This is a genomic window from Chenggangzhangella methanolivorans, assembly GCF_042648545.1.
GTDB lineage: Bacteria > Pseudomonadota > Alphaproteobacteria > Rhizobiales > Methylopilaceae > Methylopila > Methylopila methanolivorans.
This window is the reverse complement of sequence record NZ_JBHRXS010000004.1, coordinates 179,174-200,984: the sequence shown is the minus strand read 5'-3', so window position 1 is coordinate 200,984 and position 21,811 is coordinate 179,174. Positions and strand designations below refer to the sequence as shown.

At 70.5% G+C, this 21,811-nt stretch carries 22 protein-coding genes; 13 read left to right on the top strand and 9 right to left on the bottom strand.

Annotated elements, in window-relative coordinates:
* Positions 1–27 precede the first annotated feature (27 nt).
* Positions 28–351 carry a hypothetical protein gene (locus ACFOWB_RS06255; RefSeq protein ID WP_378146272.1) on the top strand — a complete coding sequence of 108 codons (324 nt, stop codon included), beginning with the start codon at positions 28–30 and terminating at the stop codon, positions 349–351.
* A 5-nt stretch (positions 352–356) separates the two neighbouring features.
* Here the strand turns inward: ACFOWB_RS06255 and ACFOWB_RS06250 are convergent, their stop codons facing one another.
* Positions 357–1,061, bottom strand: coding sequence for an SOS response-associated peptidase (locus ACFOWB_RS06250; RefSeq protein WP_378146270.1), 705 nt, complete (start codon positions 1,059–1,061; stop codon positions 357–359).
* Positions 1,062–1,172: 111 nt separating this feature from the next.
* Here ACFOWB_RS06250 and ACFOWB_RS06245 point away from each other — a divergent pair, with 111 nt between their 5' ends.
* The 4 genes from ACFOWB_RS06245 (at position 1,173) to ACFOWB_RS06230 (ending at position 3,013) form a co-directional block, all read left to right on the top strand.
* Positions 1,173–1,613, top strand: a complete 441-nt coding sequence (locus ACFOWB_RS06245; protein ID WP_261404114.1) for an NUDIX hydrolase — start codon at positions 1,173–1,175, stop codon at positions 1,611–1,613.
* Entirely contained in the window at positions 1,610–2,068 is a 459-nt protein-coding gene (locus tag ACFOWB_RS06240) for a TIGR02301 family protein (protein ID WP_261404115.1), read from the top strand. Before ACFOWB_RS06245 ends, ACFOWB_RS06240 begins: the two co-directional genes overlap by 4 nt.
* A 107-nt stretch (positions 2,069–2,175) precedes the next feature.
* On the top strand, positions 2,176–2,430 hold the full coding sequence (locus ACFOWB_RS06235) for a hypothetical protein (protein ID WP_261404116.1): 255 nt from the start codon (positions 2,176–2,178) through the stop codon (positions 2,428–2,430).
* 193 nt (positions 2,431–2,623) lie between these two features.
* Positions 2,624–3,013 carry a hypothetical protein gene (locus ACFOWB_RS06230; RefSeq protein ID WP_378146266.1) on the top strand — a complete coding sequence of 130 codons (390 nt, stop codon included), beginning with the start codon at positions 2,624–2,626 and terminating at the stop codon, positions 3,011–3,013.
* Between the two features lie 40 nt (positions 3,014–3,053).
* Here ACFOWB_RS06230 and ACFOWB_RS06225 read toward each other — a convergent pair whose 3' ends face one another.
* Positions 3,054–3,683, bottom strand: coding sequence for a LysE family translocator (locus ACFOWB_RS06225; RefSeq protein WP_261404118.1), 630 nt, complete (start codon positions 3,681–3,683; stop codon positions 3,054–3,056).
* Positions 3,684–3,819: 136 nt separating this feature from the next.
* Positions 3,820–5,151 (bottom strand): dihydroorotase, encoded by a 1,332-nt coding sequence (locus tag ACFOWB_RS06220; RefSeq protein WP_378146263.1) that lies wholly within the window; start codon positions 5,149–5,151, stop codon positions 3,820–3,822.
* 94 nt (positions 5,152–5,245) lie between these two features.
* Between ACFOWB_RS06220 and ygfZ the strand changes: the two genes are divergently transcribed.
* Complete coding sequence (gene ygfZ, locus ACFOWB_RS06215) at positions 5,246–6,112, top strand: CAF17-like 4Fe-4S cluster assembly/insertion protein YgfZ (protein WP_261404119.1); 867 nt, start codon at positions 5,246–5,248, stop codon at positions 6,110–6,112.
* Positions 6,109–6,714 (top strand): DNA-3-methyladenine glycosylase I, encoded by a 606-nt coding sequence (locus tag ACFOWB_RS06210; protein WP_261404120.1) that lies wholly within the window; start codon positions 6,109–6,111, stop codon positions 6,712–6,714. The genes ygfZ and ACFOWB_RS06210 overlap by 4 nt, the downstream gene beginning before the upstream one ends.
* Positions 6,715–6,811: 97 nt before the next feature.
* Here ACFOWB_RS06210 and ACFOWB_RS06205 read toward each other — a convergent pair whose 3' ends face one another.
* From ACFOWB_RS06205 to ACFOWB_RS06195, 3 genes are all read right to left on the bottom strand, one after another.
* A complete protein-coding gene (locus tag ACFOWB_RS06205) occupies positions 6,812–8,167 on the bottom strand; it encodes a sensor domain-containing phosphodiesterase (protein ID WP_261404121.1) in 1,356 nt (451 codons plus the stop codon).
* A 75-nt stretch (positions 8,168–8,242) separates the two neighbouring features.
* A complete protein-coding gene (locus tag ACFOWB_RS06200) occupies positions 8,243–9,574 on the bottom strand; it encodes a dicarboxylate/amino acid:cation symporter (RefSeq protein ID WP_261404122.1) in 1,332 nt (443 codons plus the stop codon).
* Between the two features lie 161 nt (positions 9,575–9,735).
* Positions 9,736–10,386, bottom strand: coding sequence for a pyridoxamine 5'-phosphate oxidase family protein (locus ACFOWB_RS06195; RefSeq protein ID WP_261404123.1), 651 nt, complete (start codon positions 10,384–10,386; stop codon positions 9,736–9,738).
* A 120-nt stretch (positions 10,387–10,506) separates the two neighbouring features.
* On the opposite strand from ACFOWB_RS06195, the gene ACFOWB_RS06190 reads away from it, so the two are divergent.
* The 6 genes from ACFOWB_RS06190 to ACFOWB_RS06165 all read left to right on the top strand — a co-directional run bounded on the left by ACFOWB_RS06190 (position 10,507) and on the right by ACFOWB_RS06165 (position 18,124).
* The gene (locus ACFOWB_RS06190; RefSeq protein ID WP_261404124.1) at positions 10,507–11,133 is read left to right on the top strand and encodes an HD family hydrolase; all 627 of its coding nucleotides are present in this window, start codon (positions 10,507–10,509) and stop codon (positions 11,131–11,133) included.
* Positions 11,134–11,203: 70 nt separating this feature from the next.
* Positions 11,204–11,713 (top strand): tyrosine phosphatase family protein, encoded by a 510-nt coding sequence (locus tag ACFOWB_RS06185; protein ID WP_261404125.1) that lies wholly within the window; start codon positions 11,204–11,206, stop codon positions 11,711–11,713.
* Positions 11,710–12,675: an NUDIX hydrolase gene (locus tag ACFOWB_RS06180; protein ID WP_261404126.1), complete on the top strand. Its 966-nt coding sequence runs from the start codon at positions 11,710–11,712 to the stop codon at positions 12,673–12,675. The genes ACFOWB_RS06185 and ACFOWB_RS06180 overlap by 4 nt, the downstream gene beginning before the upstream one ends.
* A 157-nt stretch (positions 12,676–12,832) precedes the next feature.
* Positions 12,833–14,275 carry a phospholipase D-like domain-containing protein gene (locus tag ACFOWB_RS06175; protein ID WP_261404127.1) on the top strand — a complete coding sequence of 481 codons (1,443 nt, stop codon included), beginning with the start codon at positions 12,833–12,835 and terminating at the stop codon, positions 14,273–14,275.
* Positions 14,276–14,491: 216 nt separating this feature from the next.
* A complete protein-coding gene (locus ACFOWB_RS06170; protein WP_378146257.1) occupies positions 14,492–17,155 on the top strand; it encodes a DUF2339 domain-containing protein in 2,664 nt (887 codons plus the stop codon).
* Between the two features lie 69 nt (positions 17,156–17,224).
* On the top strand, positions 17,225–18,124 hold the full coding sequence (locus tag ACFOWB_RS06165) for a LysR family transcriptional regulator (protein ID WP_378146255.1): 900 nt from the start codon (positions 17,225–17,227) through the stop codon (positions 18,122–18,124).
* A gap of 154 nt (positions 18,125–18,278) precedes the next feature.
* Here ACFOWB_RS06165 and ACFOWB_RS06160 read toward each other — a convergent pair whose 3' ends face one another.
* From ACFOWB_RS06160 to ACFOWB_RS06150, 3 genes are all read right to left on the bottom strand, one after another.
* On the bottom strand, positions 18,279–18,566 hold the full coding sequence (locus ACFOWB_RS06160; RefSeq protein ID WP_261404130.1) for a GIY-YIG nuclease family protein: 288 nt from the start codon (positions 18,564–18,566) through the stop codon (positions 18,279–18,281).
* Positions 18,567–18,864: 298 nt separating this feature from the next.
* The gene (locus ACFOWB_RS06155; RefSeq protein WP_378146253.1) at positions 18,865–20,466 is read right to left on the bottom strand and encodes a peptide chain release factor 3; all 1,602 of its coding nucleotides are present in this window, start codon (positions 20,464–20,466) and stop codon (positions 18,865–18,867) included.
* 206 nt (positions 20,467–20,672) lie between these two features.
* The gene (locus ACFOWB_RS06150) at positions 20,673–21,656 is read right to left on the bottom strand and encodes an aliphatic sulfonate ABC transporter substrate-binding protein (RefSeq protein WP_261404131.1); all 984 of its coding nucleotides are present in this window, start codon (positions 21,654–21,656) and stop codon (positions 20,673–20,675) included.
* Positions 21,657–21,811 lie beyond the last annotated feature (155 nt).

Sequence of the window (21,811 nt, the reverse complement as noted above, 5' to 3'; positions counted from 1 at the left end):
GCTCCAGAAGTCCTGTGGAGCCGCACCATGTCCCGCGTCGCCGGCCGCCTCTTCGTCGCCTTGATGGCGGCGCTCGTCCTCTCGTTCTCGGCCAAGGCCGCCGACCGCCCGATGGGCGGAGGCGTCAGGGTGACGGTCGACGCCTGCCGCGCGCCGCGCGTCGACGTCGTTCGCTACAAGGAGCAGGTCTGCCAGAAAGGCGCGGGCGGCTATGCGGCCTGCCGCTGGGTCGAGCGCGAACATGCGGTCGAGAGCGCGGGCGTCTGCGAGCCGGTCGACACCGCCGAGCGCGCCCGTCCGACCGAACGCGGCGTGTTCCCGCCCTACTCCCGCGTCGCGCCGCGCGGCTGAGACCGTCAGATCAGGCGCGGCTGCGCCGGGTCGCCCTCGCCGCGCTCCGGCGCCGGCTGCTGGACCTCGGGACCGTCGTTCGACGGCCGGTTGATCAGCGCGCCGATCGCGATCGTCTCGAAGGTTCCGGCCGACGCAGGCTCCAGGCACCGCAGCGCGAGGCTCGCCCCGTCGACCCGCGCGTCGAGCCAGGCGTCGCGATGCTCGGGCGCGACGACCGCCGGCATGCGGTCGTGGATCCCCGAGACGTCGGCGCCGGCCGCCGTGGTGACGATGGCGAGCGCCCTCACCTTCTGGCCGTCGGCCAGGGTCGCGACGTCCCACAGCGCCGCGAAGGTCACGAGCGCGCGGTCGGCGCGGCGGATGAGATAGGGCTGCTTGAAGCGCCCGAGCGTCTTCCACTCATACCAGGCGTCGGCGGGCACGAGGCAGCGGCGCCCATGCAGCGCGGAGCGGAAGGCCGGGCGCTGCGCCGCGGTCTCGGCGCGGGCGTTGACGACGAGCTGCGGCGCCCCCCCCTCGGTGGCGAAGCCCGGCGAGAGCCCGAAGCGATAGTCCGAAATCAACCGCTTATCGCCGTCTTCGGCGACGGCCTTCACCATTTGCGACGGCGAGATGTTATAGCGCGGCTCGAACTCCGCGGCCGAGACGGCGCCCGTCAGCGCCTCGACGGCGGCTCTCGGCGAAGTCAGGGCGAAGCGTCCGCACATGATCGATGTCCTGCATCGCGGCGACCGAGTCTCTTCGGCGCCCCGCCTTCCGGCGCCCGGCGTGCTCGCACGGCTCAACGGGTCCGATCAAGCGGAATCGGGAGGCGCCGCGTGACCGGCGGCCAGGCGCCCCGGCCGATCCTCGCCGCGAGCCTCGCCTGTTTCCGCGACGGCAAGGTGCTGATCGCGCGCCGCGTCCGCGAGCCCGGACGGGGGCTCTGGTCGTTGCCGGGAGGGCGAATCGAGTTCGGCGAGACCGCCATGGAGGCGGCGCGCCGGGAGCTCATGGAGGAGACCGGCGTCTCGGCCGAAATCCTGGGCCTCGCCGAGGTCGTCGAGGCGATCCGGCGGAACGACGGCGGAGACGCGCTCAGCCACGCCGTGATCTTCGCCTATTGCGGCCGCTGGACGGCGGGCGAAGCGAGCGTCGGCGACGAGGCCGACGCGATCGCCTGGGTCGGCCCGGACGAGATCGGCGGCTACGAGACCACCGAGGGGCTCGCCCGCGTGATCGAGCGCGCGGCGGCGCTTGCGAAGGAGGCGGGATCGTGAGGCGCGCCGTCGTCCTACTTGCGGCGCTCGCGCTCGGCGCCGCGCCGCTCGCCGCGCAGCCGGGCGACGCCGGCCGGCAGCGCCATTCGCCCCCGACGCCGACCGCCGCGCCCCCTCCCCCGGCGCGGCCGGCCGCGCCCGATCCCAACGCGCCGCCGCCCTATGAGCCGCAGATGATGCGGCTCGCCGAGCTGCTCGGCGCGCTCCACCACCTGCGGACGGTCTGCCAGGAGAGCGACGCCAACCAGTGGCGCGACCGGATGGCGGCGCTCATCGAGGCGGAGCAACCGGCGCCCGACCGCCGGGATCGCCTGGCCGGCGCGTTCAATGCGAGCTTCCGCACCTGGGCGCGCAGCTACCGCGCCTGCACGCCGGCCGCGCGCGCGGCGAGCCGGCTGTTCCTGGCCGAGACCTCGAAGATCGCGACGGACGTGAAATCTCGTTACGGACCGTAAACGGCCACCCCCGAGTTTTCCGAAGCGCGTTAACCCTTTCTTCGAGAATCGGCTTCGCCCGGGCCTGAAACCCGATACGGTCCTGAGTCTGGGAGCAGGGACCGAGTATGAGTCACGACGATACGACTACGGACGACACCCCTGTCGACGGCCGCCGCGCCGCGCTCGCTTATCTCGACGAGGCCTGGGAAGAGGCCCTGCTCGACGGCATCTCGCCCGACTGCGTCGCGCATGCGGCCCTGTTCGCGGCGCTGAAGGAGCTGGTGCTGTCCTTCGGCGAGGAGGCCACCGCCCGCTTCGCCGAGAAGCTGCCCGAACGCATCCGGACCGGCGGCTACACGCTGCCGCGCCTGCCGCACTGATCGGTCGGCGCGCGCTCTGGACTTCGCCGGGCGTGCGACCGCAGCTTTCCGACACGCCCGAGCGCCAAGCAACATTGGTCATCGTCGAGCGATCAGAAGCATTGATCGCCCGACGATAACTTTGCGTCAATTGCCCGAAACTTGAAGCTGTACTACAGCACTCCTGCAAACGTCGTTTTGTGGGGGAATACGCATGTCTAAGCTTTTCGCAGCGCTCGCGGTTTCGGCGAGCCTCCTGATGGTCGGCCCGAGCGTCGCCGGCTCCGCGCTCGGCGCCGCCCAGCTCGGCGCGGCGGTCGACCTCGACGGCGCGCTCATCAACGGCATCGGCGTCGACTCGGTCGTTCGCGCCAATGGCGGGGCCAAGGACGGCCAGTGGGCCGTCAAGTTCAAGCGCGACCTGACCGGCTGCGTGTGGACGGGCTCGATCGGCTACGGCCGCTTCCGGGGCTTCTTCCCGCCGAACTTCATCACCGTCAGCGGCCTCTTCGGCACCACCGACACGCTCTATGTCGAGACCTTCAACGGCAAGAGCCGCAAGGAGCAGGACGCTCCCTTCACGCTCATCGTGATCTGCGGCTGACCTGACGAGGCGGCGCGGCGGCTCCCGAGCCGCCGCGTCCTCAATAGCCGAGCGCGACGCCGATCAGCACGATGAAGCCGAAGATCGCGAGCGCGCCGCCCGAGATCGTGTTGATGCGCCCGAGCCATTTCTCCGCGATTCGCTCGCGCAGCCGGCTGGCGCCGGTCGAGAGCAGCGCCCACCAGGCCGCGCTTCCGATCGCGACCCCGATGGTGAGCTGCGCCGCCGTGCCGTAGCCCGGATCGTCGCCGATGCCGGCGAGCCCGCCGAAGATCGCGAAGAAGCCGAGCAGCACGGCCGGGTTGGTCGCGGTCAGCACCAGCGAGGTGAGCGCGGCGTGGAACAGCGACAGCTTGGTGTCGTTGGCGGGCGCCGAGCTCATCGAAGACGGCGCATAGAGCAGCTTCATCGCGAAGGCGATCATCACCGCGCCGCCCACCACCTTGATCACCGGCAGATGGCCCTCGACGAAGGCCGAGATCGCCGTGACGCCGAAGGCGGCGGCGGCGGCGAAGATCACGTCCGCCACCCACGCCCCGAAGCCCGCCGCCATCGCCGAGGTCGGTCCGTTCCGGATCGCCCGGTGGATGCACATGACGTTCACCGGACCGACGGGCGCGTTGACGCCCACGCCGATGGCCATGCCGGTCGCGATCAGCGACAGGTCCATCACGACGGGCGTCTCCTCGGCACGATGGTTCGGCTTTCGCTGGAGAGTCGGGCGGGGCGCAGGGTCGAAGTGGCGTCCGCCGCCTGCGAAGCAAGCCGCGGGCCGCAGGCCCGGCCAGATCGTCCCGCCGCGCCGCTCACGCGGCGAGCGTGTCGATGAAGCGCACCGGCTCGCCGGATCCCGGCGTCACGATCTCCCCGTCCCACATCACGCGCCGCCCCCGAATGACCGTCCCGACCGGCCACCCGGTGACCGACACCCCGTCATAGGGCGTCCAGCGGCTTTTTGAGCCGATCCACGCATTGGTGATCGTCTCGCGGCGCTTCAGGTCCACCACCGTGACGTCGGCGTCATAGCCGACCGCGATCCGGCCCTTGCGCGCGATGCCGAAGATGCGCGAGGGCCCGTGGCTCGACAGGTCGACGAAGCGGGCGAGGCTGAGGCGCCCGGCCGCGACGTGGTCGAGCATGATCGGCACAAGCGTCTGCACGCCCGTCATCCCCGAGGGGCTGTCGGGATAGGGCTTGGCCTTCTCCTCGAGCTGATGGGGCGCGTGGTCGGAGCCGAGCACGTCGACGACGCCCTGACGGAGCCCCCACCAGATGCCCTCGCGATGGGCGTCGTCGCGCACCGGCGGGTTCATCTGCGCCTTCGCGCCGAGCCTTGCGTAGGCGTCGGAGCCGAGCGTGAGGTGGTGCGGCGTGCATTCGACCGTCGCCACGTCCTTGTAGTCGGCGAGGAAGCGCATCTCCTCGGCCGTCGAAATGTGCAGCACATGGATCTTGGCGCCGTGCCGGCGGGCGATCGCCGTGAGGCGGCGCGTGCATTTCATCGCGACCTCGACGTCGCGCCACACCGGGTGGCTCTGCGGGTCGCCGGGGATGCGCTCGCCCTTGCGCTCGACGAGCCGCGGCTCGTCCTCGGAATGGAACGACACGCGCCGGCGGGTGCGCCTGAGGATCTCGGACACGCCGTCGTCGTCCTGAACGAGCAGCGAGCCGGTCGACGAGCCCATGAAGATCTTGATGCCGGCGGCCCCCGGAAGGCGCTCCAGCTCGGCGACGTGCTTGGCGTTCTCATGCGTGCCGCCGACGAAGAAGGCGTGGTCGCAATGCATGCGGCCCTTGGCCCGCGCCAGCTTGTCGGCGAGCGCCTCGGGCGTGACGGTGAGCGGATTGGTGTTGGGCATCTCGAACACCGCCGTCACGCCGCCGAGCACGGCCGCGCGCGAGCCTGATTCGAGGTCTTCCTTGTGCTCGGCGCCCGGCTCGCGAAAATGCACCTGCGTGTCGATGACGCCGGGCAGCAAATGAAGGCCCGCGCAGTCGATCGTCTCTCCGGCCGAGGCGCCGGACAGATCGCCGATCTCGGCGATGCGGCCGTCGCGCACGCCGATATCGGCGCGGCGTTCGCCGTCATGGTTCGCGACGACGCCGCCGGTCATCACGAGGTCGAAGGTCTCGGGCATGTGTTCCCTCCTCGTCGAAGGACCCGCTTGAGGCCGCTCCCCCGGCCAGCTACCTTTGCGCGGGGCTGAAAGCAACACGGACAGGAGAAGCCGGATGCGCGGCGCTTTCCTAGACGGTCGCGGCGTCCTCCACGTGACGGGGTCGGACGCCGGCCGGTTTCTCGATAATCTCCTGACCAACGACGTGGGCAAGCTCGCGGCGGGACGGGCGGCCTATGCGGCGTTGCTGACGCCGCAGGGCAAGATCATCGCCGACATGCTGGCCTCGCGAATCGAGGGCGGCTTCCGCCTCGACCTGGCCGGACATCTCGCCGCCGACATCGCGCGGCGGCTCACGCTCTACAAGCTGCGCTCGAAGGTCGAGATCGAGGACGCGAGCGACCGGTTCCGCACGCTCGTCGTCTGGGGCGACGGCCAGCTGCTGCCGCGCGGCGGGCCCGACTTCGTGATCGACCCGCGCCTGCCCGGGCTCGGCGCGCGCGCCTATGTCGCGCCGGGCTCGGCGATGCCCGACGGCGTCGCCGACGTCGGCCTCGAGCGCTACCGCGAGCACCGCATCGCGCTCGGCGTGCCGATGGGCGGGCTCGACTTCGTCTATGGCGACGCGTTTCCGCACGAGGCCTGCCTCGACCAGCTGAACGGCATCGACTTCAAGAAGGGATGCTATGTCGGCCAGGAGGTCGTGAGCCGCATGGAGCATCGCGGCACGGCGCGCACGCGGGTGACGCCGGTGCGGATCGACGGCCTGCCGCCGGAAGTCGGCGCGGCGGTGCTGGCCGGCGAGAAGACGGTCGGCCGCATGGGCTCCTCGGTGGAAGGACGCGGCCTCGCGCTGATTCGTCTCGACCGCGCGGCCGAAGCGCGAGAGGCGGGCCAGCCGCTGATCGCGGGCGCGGCCATGCTCACCGTCGAGAAGGCCGGCTGGACGCGCTTCCCGGCGCCGGGCGAGACCGCGGCTTGAGCCAAGCCTCGGCGAAACCCTCGGTCCTTGTCCATCCGGACGGGAAGACGCGCTGCGCCTGGTGCGGGACCGACCCGCTCTATGTCCACTATCACGACACCGACTGGGGCCGCCCGGAGCGCGACGCCCGCGCGCTCTATGAAAAGCTGGTGCTCGACGGCTTCCAGGCGGGTCTCGCCTGGATCACGATCCTGCGGAAGCGCGAGGCCTTCCGCGCCGCCTTCGAGGGGTTCCGGCCCGAGATCGTGGCGGCTTACGGCGAGGCCGACGTCGCGCGCCTGATGGCCAATCCCGGCATCGTGCGCTCGCGCTCCAAGATCGAGGGCGCGGTGAAATCCGCCCGCGCCTATCTCGCGATGGCCGAGAAGGGCGAGGATTTTTCCGACTATCTCTGGGGCTTCGTGGACGGCGCGCCCAAGGTCAACGCCCCGCGCGCCTTCGCCGAGGTGCCGACTTCGACGCCGCTCTCCGAAAAGCTCTCGAAGGACCTGAAGAAACGCGGCTTCGTGTTCTGCGGTCCGGTGATCGTCTACGCCTTCATGGAGGCGGTCGGCATGGTGGACGACCACATGCACGAGTGCTGGCGCGCCGGCGGCCGCTGACCGCAGAAAAAAGCGCCCGAACCGCCGGCGTCATTCCGGCCGAGGCGGGACTGACGGCTGCGGATCTCCCGCAAATCCCGGGAACCGGCGATAACGCTCAGGCGCGCAGCGCGGTCGGCGGCGTGCCGAGATCGGCGCCTTCCCACGCCACGCGCCCGGCGAGCGTCGAGACCGCGCCTCTGGCGAAGTCCACGACGTGCTCGGCCTGGATCGGCCGCGAGAGAAAATAGCCTTGCGCCTTGTCGACGCCGAGGTTCCTGAGGGTCAGCAGCTCGGCGGCCGTCTCGACGCCCTCGGCCACGATCTTGCAGTTCGTCTGGTGGCCGAACTCGATCAGCGAGCTTGCGAGCGCCTGCCGCGTCCGGTCTTCCTCGATGCCGCGCGTCAGAGTGAGGTCGAGCTTGATGTAGTCGGGCGCGACATGAACGATGTGGCGCATGCTGGCGTAGCCCGACCCCGCGTCGTCGACCGCCACGCGCACGCCCATGCGCCGCAGCGGCTCGAGCGCGGCCAGCAGAGGGCCGTATTCGGCGACGTGGTCGTGCTCGGTGATCTCCAGGATCAGCCGCTCGCACGGGTCGTGGCGGAAGAAGGCCGCGAGGTCGCCCTCGACAATCGTCTGCGGCGAGCAGTTGACGCTGAGATCGATGGGGCTCGCCGTCCAGATCTCGCGGCAGCCGTCGATCGCGTTGCGGATCGCCTGTTTCTCGAGCGCGGTCCGCATGTCGAGCGCGCCGGCTTCGGCGAACCACACGTCCGGCGCGCGCCTCGGCTCGAGCCCGAAGCGGGCGAGCGCCTCGGCGCCCGCGATGCTCATGTCGAACATCTTGAAGATCGGCTGGTAGACGATCGCAGGCTCCTGCCGGAGCATCGCGGCCGCGAGCCGATCGATGAGCTCGTCGCGCGAGCGCAGCGCCACGAGCTGCGTCTCGATCTGGCAGGCGAGCACGTCGGCGAAGGCGGCGAGCAGCGCGAGGTCGCGCTCGTTCAGCGTGACGTCCGGCGCGAAGCTGAAGCAGCACAGCGTGCCGTAGACGCGCCCGTCCGCGAGCACGAGCGGAACCGACAGGTGCGAGCCGATCGGCACGGCGCGCGTCGCGGGGATCTCGCGCGCCGCCGGATGCCGCGAGGCGTCGACGATGAGGCCGGGCAGCAGCCCGTCCACCACCTTCTTGCAGTAGCCGTCCGCGATCGGGACCGAGAGCCCGGCCCAGATCGGCGCGCGGCCGGCGCGCGAGCGGACGTAGCGGAAGGTCTTGGCCGCGCCTGCGAACTCGGAAATGGACGCGACGTCCATCCGCAGATGTCGCCGCACGCTTTCGAGCGCGCGGCCGATCGGATCGTCGGTCCCGATCGCGGCGACGCCCGCATGATCGGCGAGCGCCTCGGAGACCTTGATCGAGACGCCGCCAGGCGATCCCTGGGGGATCGGCTTTGAGCGAGAACTTCCCATGGGACCAAGGTGATGGTCCCGAGACCTTAACCCAAGGTTGCCGAAAGCGGGACGACTCTTACTATCGGCTGCATTTTATCCATTCGCCGCACCCCTGCTCTCGCCGGACGGTACCGAGGTCTTGCCGTTGAGCTCGGCGTGCAGCTTCTCCTCATCGAGCGCGCCCTCCCACTTCGCCACCACGATGGTCGCGACGCCGTTGCCGACGAGGTTGGTGAGCGCGCGCGCCTCCGACATGAAGCGGTCGATGCCCAGGATGAGGGCGATCGCGGCGGTGGGAATGTGCTCCACCGACTGGAGCGTCGCGGCGAGCACGATGAAGCCGGAGCCCGTGACGCCCGCCGCCCCCTTCGAGGTGAGCAGCAGGATCAGCAGGATGACGATCTGCTGCCAGAGCGTCTGCTCGGTGTTGGTGGCCTGGGCGAGGAAGATCGCGGCCATCGTCAGATAGATGCAGGTGCCGTCGAGATTGAACGAATAGCCCGACGGGATGACGAGCCCGACGACGCTCTCCTCCGCGCCCGCCCTTTTCATCTTGTCGAGCATGCGCGGCAGCACGCTTTCCGACGAGGACGTGCCGAGCACGATCAGCAGCTCCTCGCCGATGTAGCGGACGAACTTGAAGATCGAGAAGCCGGTGAGCCAGCCCACGATCCCCAGCACGCCGAACACGAAGATCAGGCAGGTGAGGTAGAAGCCGAGCATGAGATAGGCGAGCGAGGCGAGCGCGCCGACGCCCTGGCTGCCGATCGTGTAGGCCATCGCGCCGAAGGCGCCGATGGGGGCCGCGCGCATCACGATGCCGACGATCTTGAAGAAGATCTCCATCGAGGCGTCGATCAGGTCCATGACCGGCTTGCCCTTGTCGCCGATCATGTGCAGCGCGAAGGCGAACAGGATCGCGAAGAACAGCACCTGGATGATCTCGCCCTGCGCGAAGGCGCCGACCACCTGGTCGGGAATGATGTGCAGGAAGAAGTCGGTGATGGTCTGGCCTTCGGCGGCCTTCTGGTATTTGGCGACCGAACCGGCGTCGAGCTTCGACGGGTCGACGTTCATGCCGGCGCCGGGCTGCAGCAGGTTGACGATCACGAGGCCGATGATCAGCGCCACCGTGGTCATGAGCTCGAAGTAGACGAGCGCCTTCACGCCGACGCGGCCGACCTTCTTCATGTCCGACATCGACGCGATGCCGTGCACCACGGTGAGGAAGATGATCGGCGCGATCACCATCTTCACGAGCTTGATGAAGCCGTCGCCGAGCGGCTTCATCGCCTTGCCGAGATCGGGGTAGAAGTAGCCGAGCGCGACGCCGATCGCGACCGCGATCAGCACCTGGACATAGAGGATCTTGTACCAGGGCGTGGCTGTCGGCGCGGGGGCCGTCTCGGCCGTGGTGGATGCCATGTCGCGTCTCCGCCTGATTGGTCTTGCGGTCCCGGCGGACCGAGGGAGGTGGAGACGTCATAGGGCGTGGATCACGAAACGCTAGCGGCGCCGTGACCGTCGAGGGGTCCTTTCCCGCGCAAATCGAGCGGGGCCTCGGAAAATTTGCGCGCTTCGCGCAGTCAGGTCGTCCCCGCCACGACCTTCTCGCCATATTGCTCGATGGTGAGTTCGCCGGCCTGCGCCGCCGGCGCCTTGTCGCGCTCGGGCAGATGCGGCTGGACGGCGTCGATGCGCTTCCATTCGGCGAGCGGCTGGCCGTCCTCGGTCGGCACGTGGCGGGACGTCTCGACGCGGCTCATCTTGTGGATGTAGCGGCCGCAATTGACGAAGGCGTCGGTGATCCGGACCTTCACCGCATAGGCCGCGCCCACGAAACTCTCGACGAGCTCGCCCTCGCGCACGATCTCGCCCTCGCCCTGCACGCGCAGGCGATGCGGCGTCTCGAAGTCGATGAACAGCAGCCCGACCTTGGCGTTCTCGGCGATGTTACCGGCCGACAGGAACATGCCGTTGCCGTCGTATCCCGGGAAGGCGAGCGTCCGGGCGTCGAGCACGCGCACGAAGCCGGGCGCGCCGCCCTTGTAGGAGACGGTCGGCCAGCCGCTGGCGTCGACGGTCGAGAGGAAGAAGTAGTCGCGCGAGGCGATGAAGCCCTGCTCTTCGGGCGCGAGCTCGCCGTGGATCAGCATCTGCTGCCAGAGGTCCGCGAGCCGGCGCGAATCGTGCTCGTCCTGAAGCGCGCGGTGCTCGTGGCCGTAGAGGATCGTCATGGGGTTTTTCCGTCCCTTTTGAGTTTTTGTCGTTTGGGCCGCATGGTTCGGCCCGCGCCGCGCCTCTGTCAAAGCCGAATCGCGGCCAAGCGACCCTGCCCGTCCCGCCCTTGCGCCCCGATGCCCGACCGTCCCCCGACCACGCCCATCCGCGCCCCGAAACGCGCCGCCGGTCCGCGCGCGTGGCAGCGCATGCTGTCTGGACGGCGGCTCGACCTGCTCGCCCCCTCCCCGCTCGACGTCGAGATCGAGGACGTCGCCCACGGCCTCGCCCGGGTGGCGCGCTGGAACGGACAGACCACGGGCGAGCACATTTTTTCCGTCGCCCAGCACTCGCTGCTGGTGGAGCAGATCGCCCGCCGCATCGAACCGGCGGCGCCGCGCGCGTCCCTCCTCTGGGCGCTGCTGCACGACGGGCCCGAATATGTCGTCGGCGACATGATCAGCCCGTTCAAGGCGGTGATCGGCGACAGCTACCGCGAGGTCGAGGCGCGGCTCGCCGCAGCCGTGCGCCTGCGCTTCGGCCTCTCGCCGGAGCCCGACGCCGCCTGCCTCAAGCTCGTGAAGCGCGCCGACCAGAGCGCCGCCTTCCTGGAGGCGACACGGCTCGCGGGCTTCTCGCTCGCCGAGGCCACGACGGTCTTCGGCCGCCCCGTCGGCGCGCCGCACGACGCCGACCTCACGCCCTGGCCGGCCGAGACCGCCAAGCGCCGGTTTCTGGACCGCTTCGCCGAGCTTGCGGTCTGAGGTCGGCGCGGATGACGCATCCCCCGTATGAGGTATGCGCGACGCCCTCAAGTTTGTTATCGTTCGACCGATGATCGCCGTCTGCCCCATCACCCGACTGAAGGAGAGCGCCGAAGCCTTCGGCGTCCACCGCATGCTGTCGCTGGTGGCCGAGGGCACCGAGATCGAGCGCCCGGCCCGGATCGCCCCGGACGATCACCTCACGCTCTACTTCCACGACATCGTCGAGCCGCTCGAAGGCTATGTGCCGCCCTGCGAAAGCCACGTGGCCGACGCGCTGGATTTCGCGGCCGCCGACGACCGGCCGATCCTCGTGCACTGCTATGCGGGCGTCAGCCGCTCCACCGCCATGGCGTTCGCCATCGCCTGCGCGCGCGAGCCGGCGCGCGACGAATTCGAGCTCGCGCGCACGATGCGCGAGCTCAGCCCCACCGCGACGCCCAACCGCCTCATCGTCAGCCTCGCGGACGCCGCGCTCGGCCGCGGCGGACGGATGGTCGAGGCGGTGGCCGCCATCGGCCGCGGGCGCGACGCCTTCGAGGGCGCGCCCTTCGCGATCGACCGCGCCGACCGCTCATGAACGAAGCCGCCGCGGCCGTCGGCGTCGGCCTGTCGGCGGCGGTGGTCGCCGTCGAGAACGAGGCGCCGGAAATTCTCGTCACGCGCGGCGGCGGCGGGCCGGCGGGCCTTCCCTCCGGCGCCTTCGATCCGGCGCGCGACCGCACGCTCGAAATCGCGCTGCGCGCCTCGATCTTTGACCAGACCGCGCTCGACGTCGGCTATGTGGAGCAGCTCTACACCTTCGGGGACCGCGGCCGCGCGCTCGTGCCCCAGGCCCGGCACATGGTGTCGATCGGCTATCTCGCGCTCACCCGCCGGCCGCGCGACCGCGCGGCGCTCGAGGCGGCCGGCGCGGCGTTCCGGCCGTGGTACGCCTATTTCCCCTGGGAGGACTGGCGCCGCCGCCGGCCCGAGGTGCTCGACCACGCTATCCTGCCCGCGCTCAACGACTGGATCGCCGAGGCGCCCGAGGCCGAGACCGGCCGCGCGCTGCCGCGCCTGGCCCGCGCGCGCTTCTGTTTCGGCCTCGACGAGGCGCCCTGGGACGAGGAGAAGGTGCTCGACCGCTACGAGCTGCTCTACGAGGCCGGGCTCGTAGAGGAGGCCTGCCGCGACGGCCGCCCGGCGGCGCTCGCAAGGACCGACGCGCCGCGGCTCGGAGAGGCGATGCGCGACGACCATCGCCGCATCCTCGCCACCGCGATGGGGCGGCTGCGATCGAAGCTGAAATATCGCCCCGTGGTGTTCGAGCTGATGCCGCCGCGCTTCACGCTGACCGCGCTTCAGCTCGCCGTCGAGGCGGTAGCGGGCCGAAAGCTCCACAAGCAGAATTTTCGCCGCCTCGTCGAGGCCGCGGCGCTGGTCGAGCCGACGGGCCAGTCCGAGACCCAGACGGGCGGGCGCCCCGCCGCGCTCTATCGCTTCCGCCGCGAGGTGATCGAGGAGCGCCCGGCGCCCGGCCTGCGGTTCGGGCGGGGGTGAGGCGCGAACTCTTTTCGGCGCGCCGGCCCCCTCCACCATGGCTATCGCCATGGTCCCCCTCCCCCGAGGATCCGCGCACGCCCTCGCCCCGCCTCGCCCCTGACGAAAGTCGCGCTATAACCCGGCCGGGCTGCGTGATTTTCCCCCGGACGACCTCATGACATCCGATAGCATTCTCGTTCCGGGCGACACCTGCTGGCGCATCGAGCGGGCGGAGCGCTTCGCCTTCATCGTCGACGCGAACGACTATTACCGCTTCGCAAAGCAGGCGATCCTGAACGCGCGCCATTCGGTGATGCTGATCGGCTGGGACTTCGACAGCCGCATCGAGCTCGAGCCCGAAGGCGCGACGCTCGAAGGCCCCAACCGGCTCGGCCCGTTCCTCACCTGGATCGCCGACCGGCGGCCGGAGGTGGAGATCTATCTCCTCAAGTGGCGCTTCGGCATCGTCGAGACGCTCTCGCGCGGCGAGACGCCGTTCTACCTGCTGCAGTGGATGGCCAAGAAGAACATCCGCCTGAAGCTCGACGGCGCGCATCCGCCGATGGCGTCCCACCACCAGAAGATCGTGGCGATCGACGACCGGCTCGCCTTCTGCGGCGGCATCGACATGACGCTCGGGCGCTGGGACACGCGAGAGCACCGCGAGAAGGACCCGAACCGCCGCTCGCCCTGGGGCCGCTCGCTCCAGCCCTGGCACGACGCAACGACCTGCGTGGACGGAGCTGCCGCCAGGGCGCTCGGCGAAATCGCCCGCGAGCGCTGGTTCCGCGCGACCGGCGAAAAGCTCGCCGAAGGGCCGACGGGCGAGGATCTGTGGCCGGAGCCGCTCGCCCCCACCTTCGAGGGCGTCGACGTCGCGATCTCGCGCACGGTCGCAGCCTATGACGACCATCCGCAGGTGGCCGAGATCGAGGCGCTCTATCTCGCGGCGATCGCGACCGCGAAGCGCAGCCTCTACATCGAGAGCCAGTATTTCGCGAGCCGGCGCATCGCCGAGGCCGTGATCGCGCGCCTCGTCGAGCCGGACGGGCCCGAGATCGTCATCGTCAATCCCGAGAGCCAGGACGGCTGGCTCGAGGAGGCGACCATGGGCGCGGCCCGGGCGCGGCTCATCGACCATGTGCGCTACGCCGACAAGCAGAAGCGCTTCCGCGTCTATTATCCCGCCACCGCCTCGGGCGCGCCGATCTACGTCCACGCCAAGGTGATGATCGTGGACGACCGGCTGCTGCGCGTCGGCTCCTCCAACCTCAACAATCGCTCGATGGGCTTCGACACCGAGTGCGATCTCGCGATCGACGCGCACGACGACGAGGCGCTCTCGAAGAAGATCGCGGCGGTGCGCGACGACCTTTTGGCCGAGCATCTCGGCGCCACGACGGAGGTGGTGGCGGCCAAGCTCGAGGAGACCGGCTCGCTGATCGCGACCATCGAGGCGCTCGGGCGCAACGGCCGGCGGCTGATCGAGCTCGAGGTGCGCGAGCTCGGCGAGGTCGAGGAGGCGCTCGCCGAGACCGACTTCGTCGATCCCGAGCGCCCGCCCGGCGTGATGAAGCGCGCCAAGCACAGGATCATGCGGCGCCTGCCGCGAGGCTGAGACCGACTGCGTGCTTCGAGACGCCCGCCGATGGCGGGCTCCTCAGCATGAGGAAGGTTTGCAGACTTTCACGACGGTCCTCATGCTGAGGAGCGGCCTTTCGGCCGCGTCTCGAAGCACGCAGTTCCTTTCGACCGCTCCAACTCCTTCGTCGGCTTCCTCTCCCGAACGCGGCGCCCTAACGTCGCGCCCTCGCGGCATCGGGGGGCGGCGGCTTTGGACGAATTCGGGCTGCTGATCCTGCTGGTGCTCGCCGTGCCCGTCATGGCGATCGCGGGGCTGACGCTCGGCCTTTCGGCCCGCCGGCGGATCGACACGCTCGAACGGCGCCTCGCAGCCCTCGAAAGCGCCTTCGCCCGCAAAGCCGCGGCCGAGCCGTCACCCCTCCCGTCGCAGGCGCCGCAGCCGGCCCCGGCGACCGCGCAGGCGCCGCCCGCGCCCGCCGCCGCCGCGTCGCCGCCGCGCATGTCCGCTCCCACGCCCCCGGCGCCCAAGCCTGCGCCTCCCAAACCTGCGCCGCAAAAACCCGGGCGCTCGCTGGAGGAGCTCGTCGGCGCGCGCTGGAGCGTGATCGTCGGCGGGCTCGCGCTCGCGCTCGGCGGCATCTTCCTCGTCCGCTATTCGATCGAACAGGGGCTGATAGGCCCCGCGGCGCGGATCACGCTCGGGGCGCTGTTCTCGGCCGGGCTGCTGGCGCTTGGCGAACGGCTTCGCCGCGCGGAAGGCTCCGGCCCCCGCAAGGCCATCGACATTCCCGCCGTCGTCACCTCGGCCGGCGCGACCAGCGCCTTCGCGACCGTCTACGCGGCCTATGCGCTCTACGGCTTCCTGCCGCCGGCCGCCGCCTTCCTCGCGCTCGGGATCGTGGCGGTCGCGACGCTCGTCGCGGCCGTGCTGCACGGGCCGGTGCTCGGCGCGGCGGGCCTCATCGGCGCCTACGCCACCCCTCTCCTGGTCTCCTCCGACGAGCCCAACGCGATCGCGCTTTTCGCCTATCTCCTCGCGCCGACGGCCGCCGCCTTCGCGGTCGCGCGGATGCGGAACTGGCCGCCGCTCGCGCTCGCGGCGGGGATCGCGGCCTTCGCCTGGGGGGCGCTTGCGGTTCTCGGCGGCCTCGCCGCCGGTTCGGGGCCGCTGCTGGCTTACGTGGTGGGGCTCATCGCGCTCGCCGCCGCGATGCATTCGGGCCTTTCCGCCAAGGCGCCCGAAGCCGCGGCGCCGGACTGGATCAGCGGGCCCCTGATCGCCCTGTTCGCGCTGCTCGCGACCGCAGCGCCCGCGATCGACGGCTTCGGCGCCGCCACGCTCGCGGCGACCGGCGCGGTGATGCTGGCGCTGCTGGGCCTCGCGGCCTGGGCGCCGGGCCTTTCGCCGCTCGCCCCCGTCGGCGCGGTCCTCGCGGCGCTCGTCACGCTCTCCTTCGACGACGGCGCGCTCACCGCCATGGCCGAGGCCACGAGCCTTCCCGCCCCCGGCGAGACGCCGCGCAGCGACGGGCTCGGCGGCTTCCTCGCCTTTTGCGGCGTCCTCGGCGCGGCGTTCCTCGCGGCCGGCGCGTTCGCGGCCCGCATCGCCTCCGCAAGCCCGGCGTGGCGAAGCGGCCTGCTGGCCGCCGCCGCCGCGGCCGCGCCGCTGCTCCTCATCGCGAGCGCCTACTGGCGTGTCGCCGAATTCGCGCCGGACCTGCGCTTCGCGGCGATCGCGGTGCTGGTCGCAGCCGCGCTCGCCGCGCTCACCGAAGACGCCGCCCGCCGCGAGCCCTCCGGCGCCGCGAGCCCCGCCGCGACCGCGGCCTACGCCACGGGCGCCTCCGCCGCGCTTGGCCTTGCGCTCGCCATGGCGATGCGCGACGGCGGGCTCACCGTCGCGCTGTCGTTCCTCGCCATGGCGCTCGGCCTCGTGGCGGCGCGCCGGAACATCCGCGCGCTCGGCTGGCTCGCGATCGTCGCGGCCGCGATCGTGCTGGTCCGCATCGGCGTCGACCCGCGAATCGTCGGCGACGACCTCGGGACGACGCCGCTGTTCAACGCTCTGCTCTGGGGCTACGGCGCGCCCATGGTCGCGTTCTGGATCGGCGCGCGCGCCTTCGCCAAGGCCGGCCAACCCCTTCCCTCGCAGGCGCTCGAAGGCCTCAGCCTCGTGTTCGCGCTGCTCTTGAGCTTCATGCAGGCGCGCCATTTCGCCACCGGCGGCGAGGTCGCGACGCCGGGCGTCGGGATCCTGGAGGCGGGCCTCGACGCGACCGTCGCCTTCGCGCTGTCGGCGGCCGCCGGAAAACTGTCGCTCGGCCGCGCTTCCCCCGTGCTGAACTGGGGCGCGGTGATCGCGGGCGGTCTCGGCGCCATCATCTCGGTCGTCGGCCTGCTGCTCGTCTCGAACCCGTTCTTCACCGGAGAGCCGGTCGAGGGCGGCGCGGTCTTCAACGCGCTGATCCCCGGCTACCTGCTGCCGGCGCTCGCAGCCTTCGCGGCGGCGCGCTTCGCCGGCGAGGGCCGCCCGGTCTGGCTGCGGCGGGCGCTCGGCGGCGCGGCGCTCGCGCTCGCCTTCGCGTTCCTCACGCTCTTCGTGCGCCGCGCCTTCGCGGGCCCCGAGCTCGACGGCCCGTTCGAGAGCGACGCCGAATGGTACGTCTATTCCGCCGTCTGGCTCGTCTTCGCGCTCGCGCTTCTGACGGTCGGCGTCGTGCGGCGCTCGCAGACGCTGCGGCTCGCCTCGGCGCTCATCGCCGTTCTGGTCGTGCTGAAGGTATTCCTGCTCGACCTCGCGGGCCTCGGCGGCGTCTGGCGCGCGGTCTCCTTCATCGGCCTCGGCGGCGTGCTGATCGGGGTCGGCCTCGTCTATCAGCGATTGTTGTTTCCAAAGCCCGCCGCCTCTGCATGACTTGTGCCGAACAATCGGCTATGTGGCTTGCGGGGACGCAAGACGACTTCTCACAAAACGGCTTGCTCGATGCTTCAATGGGATGATTTCCGGCTGGTGAAGGCGATCTCCGAGCGGAGGTCGCTCGCCGGGGCCGCCGAGATGCTCGGCGTCAACGCCTCGACCGTGTTCCGGCGCCTCGGGGCGCTCGAGGAACGGCTCGGCGCGCGCCTGTTCGAGCGCGGCCGCGCCGGCTACGGCCTGACGCCGGCCGGCGACGAGATGTCGGCGATCGCCGACCGGATGGCGAACGACATCGTGTCGTTCGAGCGCCGGGTGCTCGGCCAGGACCTCGCGCCGACCGGCGAGCTGCGCGTCACCACCAACGACGGCCTGCTGATCCACGGCCTGACCGACGTGTTCGCGAGCTTCCGCCGCGCCTATCCCGAGATCACGCTCGACGTGGTGGTGGGCAACGCGGTGCTGAACCTCTCCAAGCGCGACGCCGACATCGCGCTGCGCGTCACCTCCTCGCCGCCCGAGACGCTGGTTGGCCGGCGCCTCGCCTCGATCTACTGGGCGGTCTACGGCCTCGCGCCGCTGAAGGAGGTCGACAGCATCGAGGCGCTCGACCACCTGCCCTGGATCGGCCCTGGCGACATGCTGGCGGCGCTGCAGCGCTGGCTCCGCGACGTGGTGGGCGAGCACAAGATGGTCTACCGCCTGAACACGGTGCTCGGCATGGCCGAGGCGATCGCGGCCGGCATCGGCGTCGGGCCGCTGCCCTGCTACATCGCCCACCGCTTCCCGAGCCTGGTGCGGCTCTACGATCCGCCCGGCCAGCAGCCGCCGGGCCTGTGGATCCTCACCCATCCCGACCTGCGCTCGAGCGCGCGCATCCGGGCGTTCATGGACCATGTCGGCCAGGAGCTCTCGAGGCGGCGCCCCTGCTTCGAGGGGATCAAGGAGCGCGAGCGCGAGCCGGCGTGAGGCGGGGCTGAGACGGATCGCGTGCTTCGAGACGCCCGCCTTGCGGCGGGCTCCTCAGCATGAGGATCGTCGAGAGGCCGTAGTCGCAGAATGCATCTCGACGAACCTCATGCTGAGGAGGTCCGAAGGACCGTCTCGAAGCGCGCAGTGCGCCTCAGCTGCGCGTTCGCGCGGCCAGCCTCGGCAACAGATCCAGACGTCCGGCGATCAAAGCTTCCTTCTTGGCGCGCGACCATCCCTTGATCTGGCGCTCGGCCGCGATCGCGTCCTCGACGCGGACGAAACGCTCGGAGAAGACCAGCGCCACCGGCAGCCGCGCGGCGGTGTAGCCGCCGAAAGCGCCGCTCTGGTGCTCGGCGAGACGCTTCTCAAGCGCGCCGCGGGTGGAGCCCACATAGTAGGAGCCGTCGGAGCAGCGGAGGATGTAGATCCAGGCGTCCATGAGCGGAGACGGACTGCGTGCTTCGAGACGCCCGCTTTGCGGGCTCCTCAGCATGAGGGCCGTCGAGGCGATTGGAAAGAGGCCGACCGGCTGTTGCTGAAAGAGAAAAGGCGGCGACCGATCAGAACTCCGACTCCAGCCTTCCTCATGCTGAGGAGGCTGCGAAGCAGCCGTCTCGAAGCACGCAGTTCGCTTCAACCGCGATGCGACGGAGACGGACTGCGTGCTTCGAGACGCCCGCTTTGAGGGTTCCTCAGCATGAGGACCGTCGAGACGACTGAGACGAGAAAGAGCGCCCTCAGGCCGCCTGCTTGCGCACGTCCTTCACGTCGGTGAACTCGACGGTCTCCCAGCGCTCCTTGGCGCGTCCCATCTGGAACGCGGAGCCCGCCAGCAGCACCGGATCGCCGTCGAGGTCCTCGGCGAGGCTCGAGCGGTTGGCGGCGAGGAAATCCTCGAGCGTCTTGCGGTCCGGCGCCGTAATCCAGCGCGCGATCGAGTACTGGCTCTGCTCGAAGCCGACCTCGAGGCCGTATTCCGCCAGGAGGCGCCCCGTCAGCACGTCGAGCTGCAGCGCGCCGACGACGCCGACGAGGGCGGGCGAGCCGTCGAACGGGCGGAACACCTGCACCACCCCCTCCTCCGCGAGCTCCTGCAGCGCGGACTTGAGCTTCTTGGCCTTCATCGCGTCCTCGAGCCGCACGCGGCGCAGGATCTCGGGCGCGAAGCTCGGCACGCCGAGGAAGCTGATGTCCTCGCCCTCGGTCAGCGTGTCGCCGATGCGAAGCGCGCCGTGGTTCGGGATGCCGACCACGTCGCCGGCGTAGGCCTCCTCGGCGAGCTGGCGGTCCTGCGCGAAGAAGAACTGCGGCGCATGAAGGCCGATCATCTTCTGGGTGCGGGTCTGCCTGGCCTTCATGCCGCGCGTGAGCTTGCCCGAAATGAGCCGCACGAAGGCGATGCGGTCGCGGTGGTTAGGGTCCATGTTGGCCTGGACCTTGAACACGAAGGCGGTCATGCGCGGCTCTTCCGGCGCGACCGCTCGCTTGTCGGCGTCGAGACCCTGCGGCGACGGCGCGAGATCGGCGAGCGCGTCCAGCAGGTCGCGGACGCCGAAGTTCCGGAGCGCCGAGCCGAACAGCACCGGCGTCAGGTGGCCCTCGCGGAACGAGGCCATCTCGAAGGCCTTCAGCGCGCCCTGCGCGAGTTCGAGCTCGTCGGTGACCTCCGCGAGCCGGTGCTCGTTCACCAGCCCCTTCAGCGCGCCCAGGCCCTCGCCCGCGCTCTCGTCGCCGCCGTCGACGAGGCGGATGCGGCCGGTCTTCAGCTCGAAGGTGCCGGCGAACTCCTTGCCGCGGCCGATCGGCCAGGTGAGCGGCGCGACGTCGAGCGCGAGCGTCTGCTCGATCTCGTCCAGAATCTCGAACGGGTCGCGGCTCTCGCGGTCCATCTTGTTGACGAAGGTCACGATCGGGATGTCGCGCAGGCGGCAGACCTCGAACAGCTTTCGGGTGCGCTCCTCGATGCCCTTGGCGGCGTCGATGACCATCACGGCGGAATCGACCGCGGTGAGGGTGCGGTAGGTGTCTTCCGAGAAGTCCTCGTGGCCCGGCGTGTCGAGCAGGTTGAACACGCAGTCGCGGTACTCGAAGGTCATCACCGAGGTGACGACCGAGATGCCGCGGTCGCGCTCGATCGCCATCCAGTCGGAGCGCGTGCGGCGGCGCTCGCCCTTGGCCTTCACCTGGCCGGCGAGCTGGATCGCCCCGCCGAACATCAGGAGCTTCTCGGTCAGCGTCGTCTTGCCGGCGTCAGGATGCGAGATGATCGCGAAGGTGCGGCGGCGTTCGACCTCGCGCGACAGCGGAGACGGGGCGGACGGGGAAGCGACTTCGGTCATCTGAGGGATCTGCCAGCGGCGACGGTCTTGCGTGCTTTCAGGACGCCGTCTCCGCAGCCCCCGGCGAGACGTCGGAAGAGCTGGCCGTCGCGACGCTTGCGCCGAGCCGCGCTTGCGCGCGCGTTCGGCCGCGCCGGCGCGGGATGTCAGGCGTTCGGGGTTGCTCGCACGACGCGTCGCCGGGCGCAAGCGCCGGCAGGATCGAGCTACTGGCTCGGCGGCGTCCAGATCGCCAGTTCAGAGGTCACGACCTTGCGGGGGAACAGGCCCTCGCCGAAGAAGGCGTCGGCGATCTTCTGCTGCTCGGAGAGCCCCTCGCGCGTCACGGCGCCGATCTTGTAGGACCGCCGGCCGTTCGCCTTCTCGATGCTGGCCGCGTCCATGGCCCAGAGGCCGGTGAGCTTCTCGGCGCCTGCGCGCGGATCGGCCTTGAGCTGCTCGCCCGCGGCCTTCAGGCGGCCGACGATGAGGCCGAGCGCCTCGCCGCCGCGATCGGCGAAGTCGCGGGTCGCGAGATAATAGCGCTTGTAGCCGGAAAGCCCGGTCCCGTCGGCGAGGACGCGCGCGTCGGTCTGCGCCTGGATGCTGGCGATGAACGGATCCCAGATCACCACCGCGTCGACCTTGCCGGCGACGAGCGCCGCGCGCCCGTCGGCGGGGGTGAGATAGGCCGGCGTCACGTCCTTGATCGAGAGGCCGGCCTTGGCGAGCGCCGCGAGCAGCAGGTAATGGCTGCCTGCGCCCTTGGTGACCGCGATCTTCTTGCCCTTGAGGTCAGCCACCGAAGCGACGCTCGACGAGGCCGGCACAAGGATCGCCTGCGCGGACGGCGAGGCCGCCTCTTCGGCCACATAGACGATCTTCGCGCCGGCGGCCTGGGCGAACACCGGCACCGTGTCGGCGACGTCCGCGCTGAAGTCGATCGCGCCGACGTTGAGCGCCTCCAGCATCGGCAGGCCGCTGGTGAATTCGTGCCAGGTGACCGCGACGCCGCGCTCGCCCAGCGCCTTTTCGAGCGAGCCGTCGGCCTTGAGCAGGCTCATCAGCGTCGACGAGCGCTGAAACCCGATCCGCACGGTCTTCGGGGCCTCGCCGAACGCCTCGGGCGCGTGAAGAAGCGCCGGAACCACGAAGGCGGCCCCCGCCGCCAGCAGGACAAAACGGCGGGTGACGTCGGCGGCGCGGCGCATCTGGGCTCTCTCGTTCGAACTGTCGGCGCCCCGAGCGCCGTCAATATGTATACATAATACATAGAATGCATTGAGTGAAGCGCAGAAAGGCGCGCAGGACGCCGGGACGGCTTGCGGCCGTCAGGCGCCGAAAGCTTTGTCGCGTCGCGGAACTG

Bases quoted from the DNA above. Each gene is read 5' to 3' on its own strand.
- ACFOWB_RS06255 (WP_378146272.1), top strand. From the start codon at position 28: ATGTCCCGCGTCGCCGGCCGCCTCTTCGTCGCCTTGATGGCGGCGCTC.
- ACFOWB_RS06250 (WP_378146270.1), bottom strand. From the start codon at position 1,061: ATGTGCGGACGCTTCGCCCTGACTTCGCCGAGAGCCGCCGTCGAGGCG.
- ACFOWB_RS06235 (WP_261404116.1), top strand. From the start codon at position 2,176: ATGAGTCACGACGATACGACTACGGACGACACCCCTGTCGACGGCCGC.
- ACFOWB_RS06230 (WP_378146266.1), top strand. From the start codon at position 2,624: ATGTCTAAGCTTTTCGCAGCGCTCGCGGTTTCGGCGAGCCTCCTGATG.
- ACFOWB_RS06225 (WP_261404118.1), bottom strand. From the start codon at position 3,683: ATGGACCTGTCGCTGATCGCGACCGGCATGGCCATCGGCGTGGGCGTC.
- ACFOWB_RS06220 (WP_378146263.1), bottom strand. From the start codon at position 5,151: ATGCCCGAGACCTTCGACCTCGTGATGACCGGCGGCGTCGTCGCGAAC.
- ygfZ (WP_261404119.1), top strand. From the start codon at position 5,246: ATGCGCGGCGCTTTCCTAGACGGTCGCGGCGTCCTCCACGTGACGGGG.
- ACFOWB_RS06205 (WP_261404121.1), bottom strand. From the start codon at position 8,167: ATGGGAAGTTCTCGCTCAAAGCCGATCCCCCAGGGATCGCCTGGCGGC.
- ACFOWB_RS06200 (WP_261404122.1), bottom strand. From the start codon at position 9,574: ATGGCATCCACCACGGCCGAGACGGCCCCCGCGCCGACAGCCACGCCC.
- ACFOWB_RS06195 (WP_261404123.1), bottom strand. From the start codon at position 10,386: ATGACGATCCTCTACGGCCACGAGCACCGCGCGCTTCAGGACGAGCAC.
- ACFOWB_RS06190 (WP_261404124.1), top strand. From the start codon at position 10,507: ATGCCCGACCGTCCCCCGACCACGCCCATCCGCGCCCCGAAACGCGCC.
- ACFOWB_RS06185 (WP_261404125.1), top strand. From the start codon at position 11,204: ATGATCGCCGTCTGCCCCATCACCCGACTGAAGGAGAGCGCCGAAGCC.
- ACFOWB_RS06180 (WP_261404126.1), top strand. From the start codon at position 11,710: ATGAACGAAGCCGCCGCGGCCGTCGGCGTCGGCCTGTCGGCGGCGGTG.
- ACFOWB_RS06175 (WP_261404127.1), top strand. From the start codon at position 12,833: ATGACATCCGATAGCATTCTCGTTCCGGGCGACACCTGCTGGCGCATC.
- ACFOWB_RS06165 (WP_378146255.1), top strand. From the start codon at position 17,225: ATGCTTCAATGGGATGATTTCCGGCTGGTGAAGGCGATCTCCGAGCGG.
- ACFOWB_RS06160 (WP_261404130.1), bottom strand. From the start codon at position 18,566: ATGGACGCCTGGATCTACATCCTCCGCTGCTCCGACGGCTCCTACTAT.
- ACFOWB_RS06155 (WP_378146253.1), bottom strand. From the start codon at position 20,466: ATGACCGAAGTCGCTTCCCCGTCCGCCCCGTCTCCGCTGTCGCGCGAG.
- ACFOWB_RS06150 (WP_261404131.1), bottom strand. From the start codon at position 21,656: ATGCGCCGCGCCGCCGACGTCACCCGCCGTTTTGTCCTGCTGGCGGCG.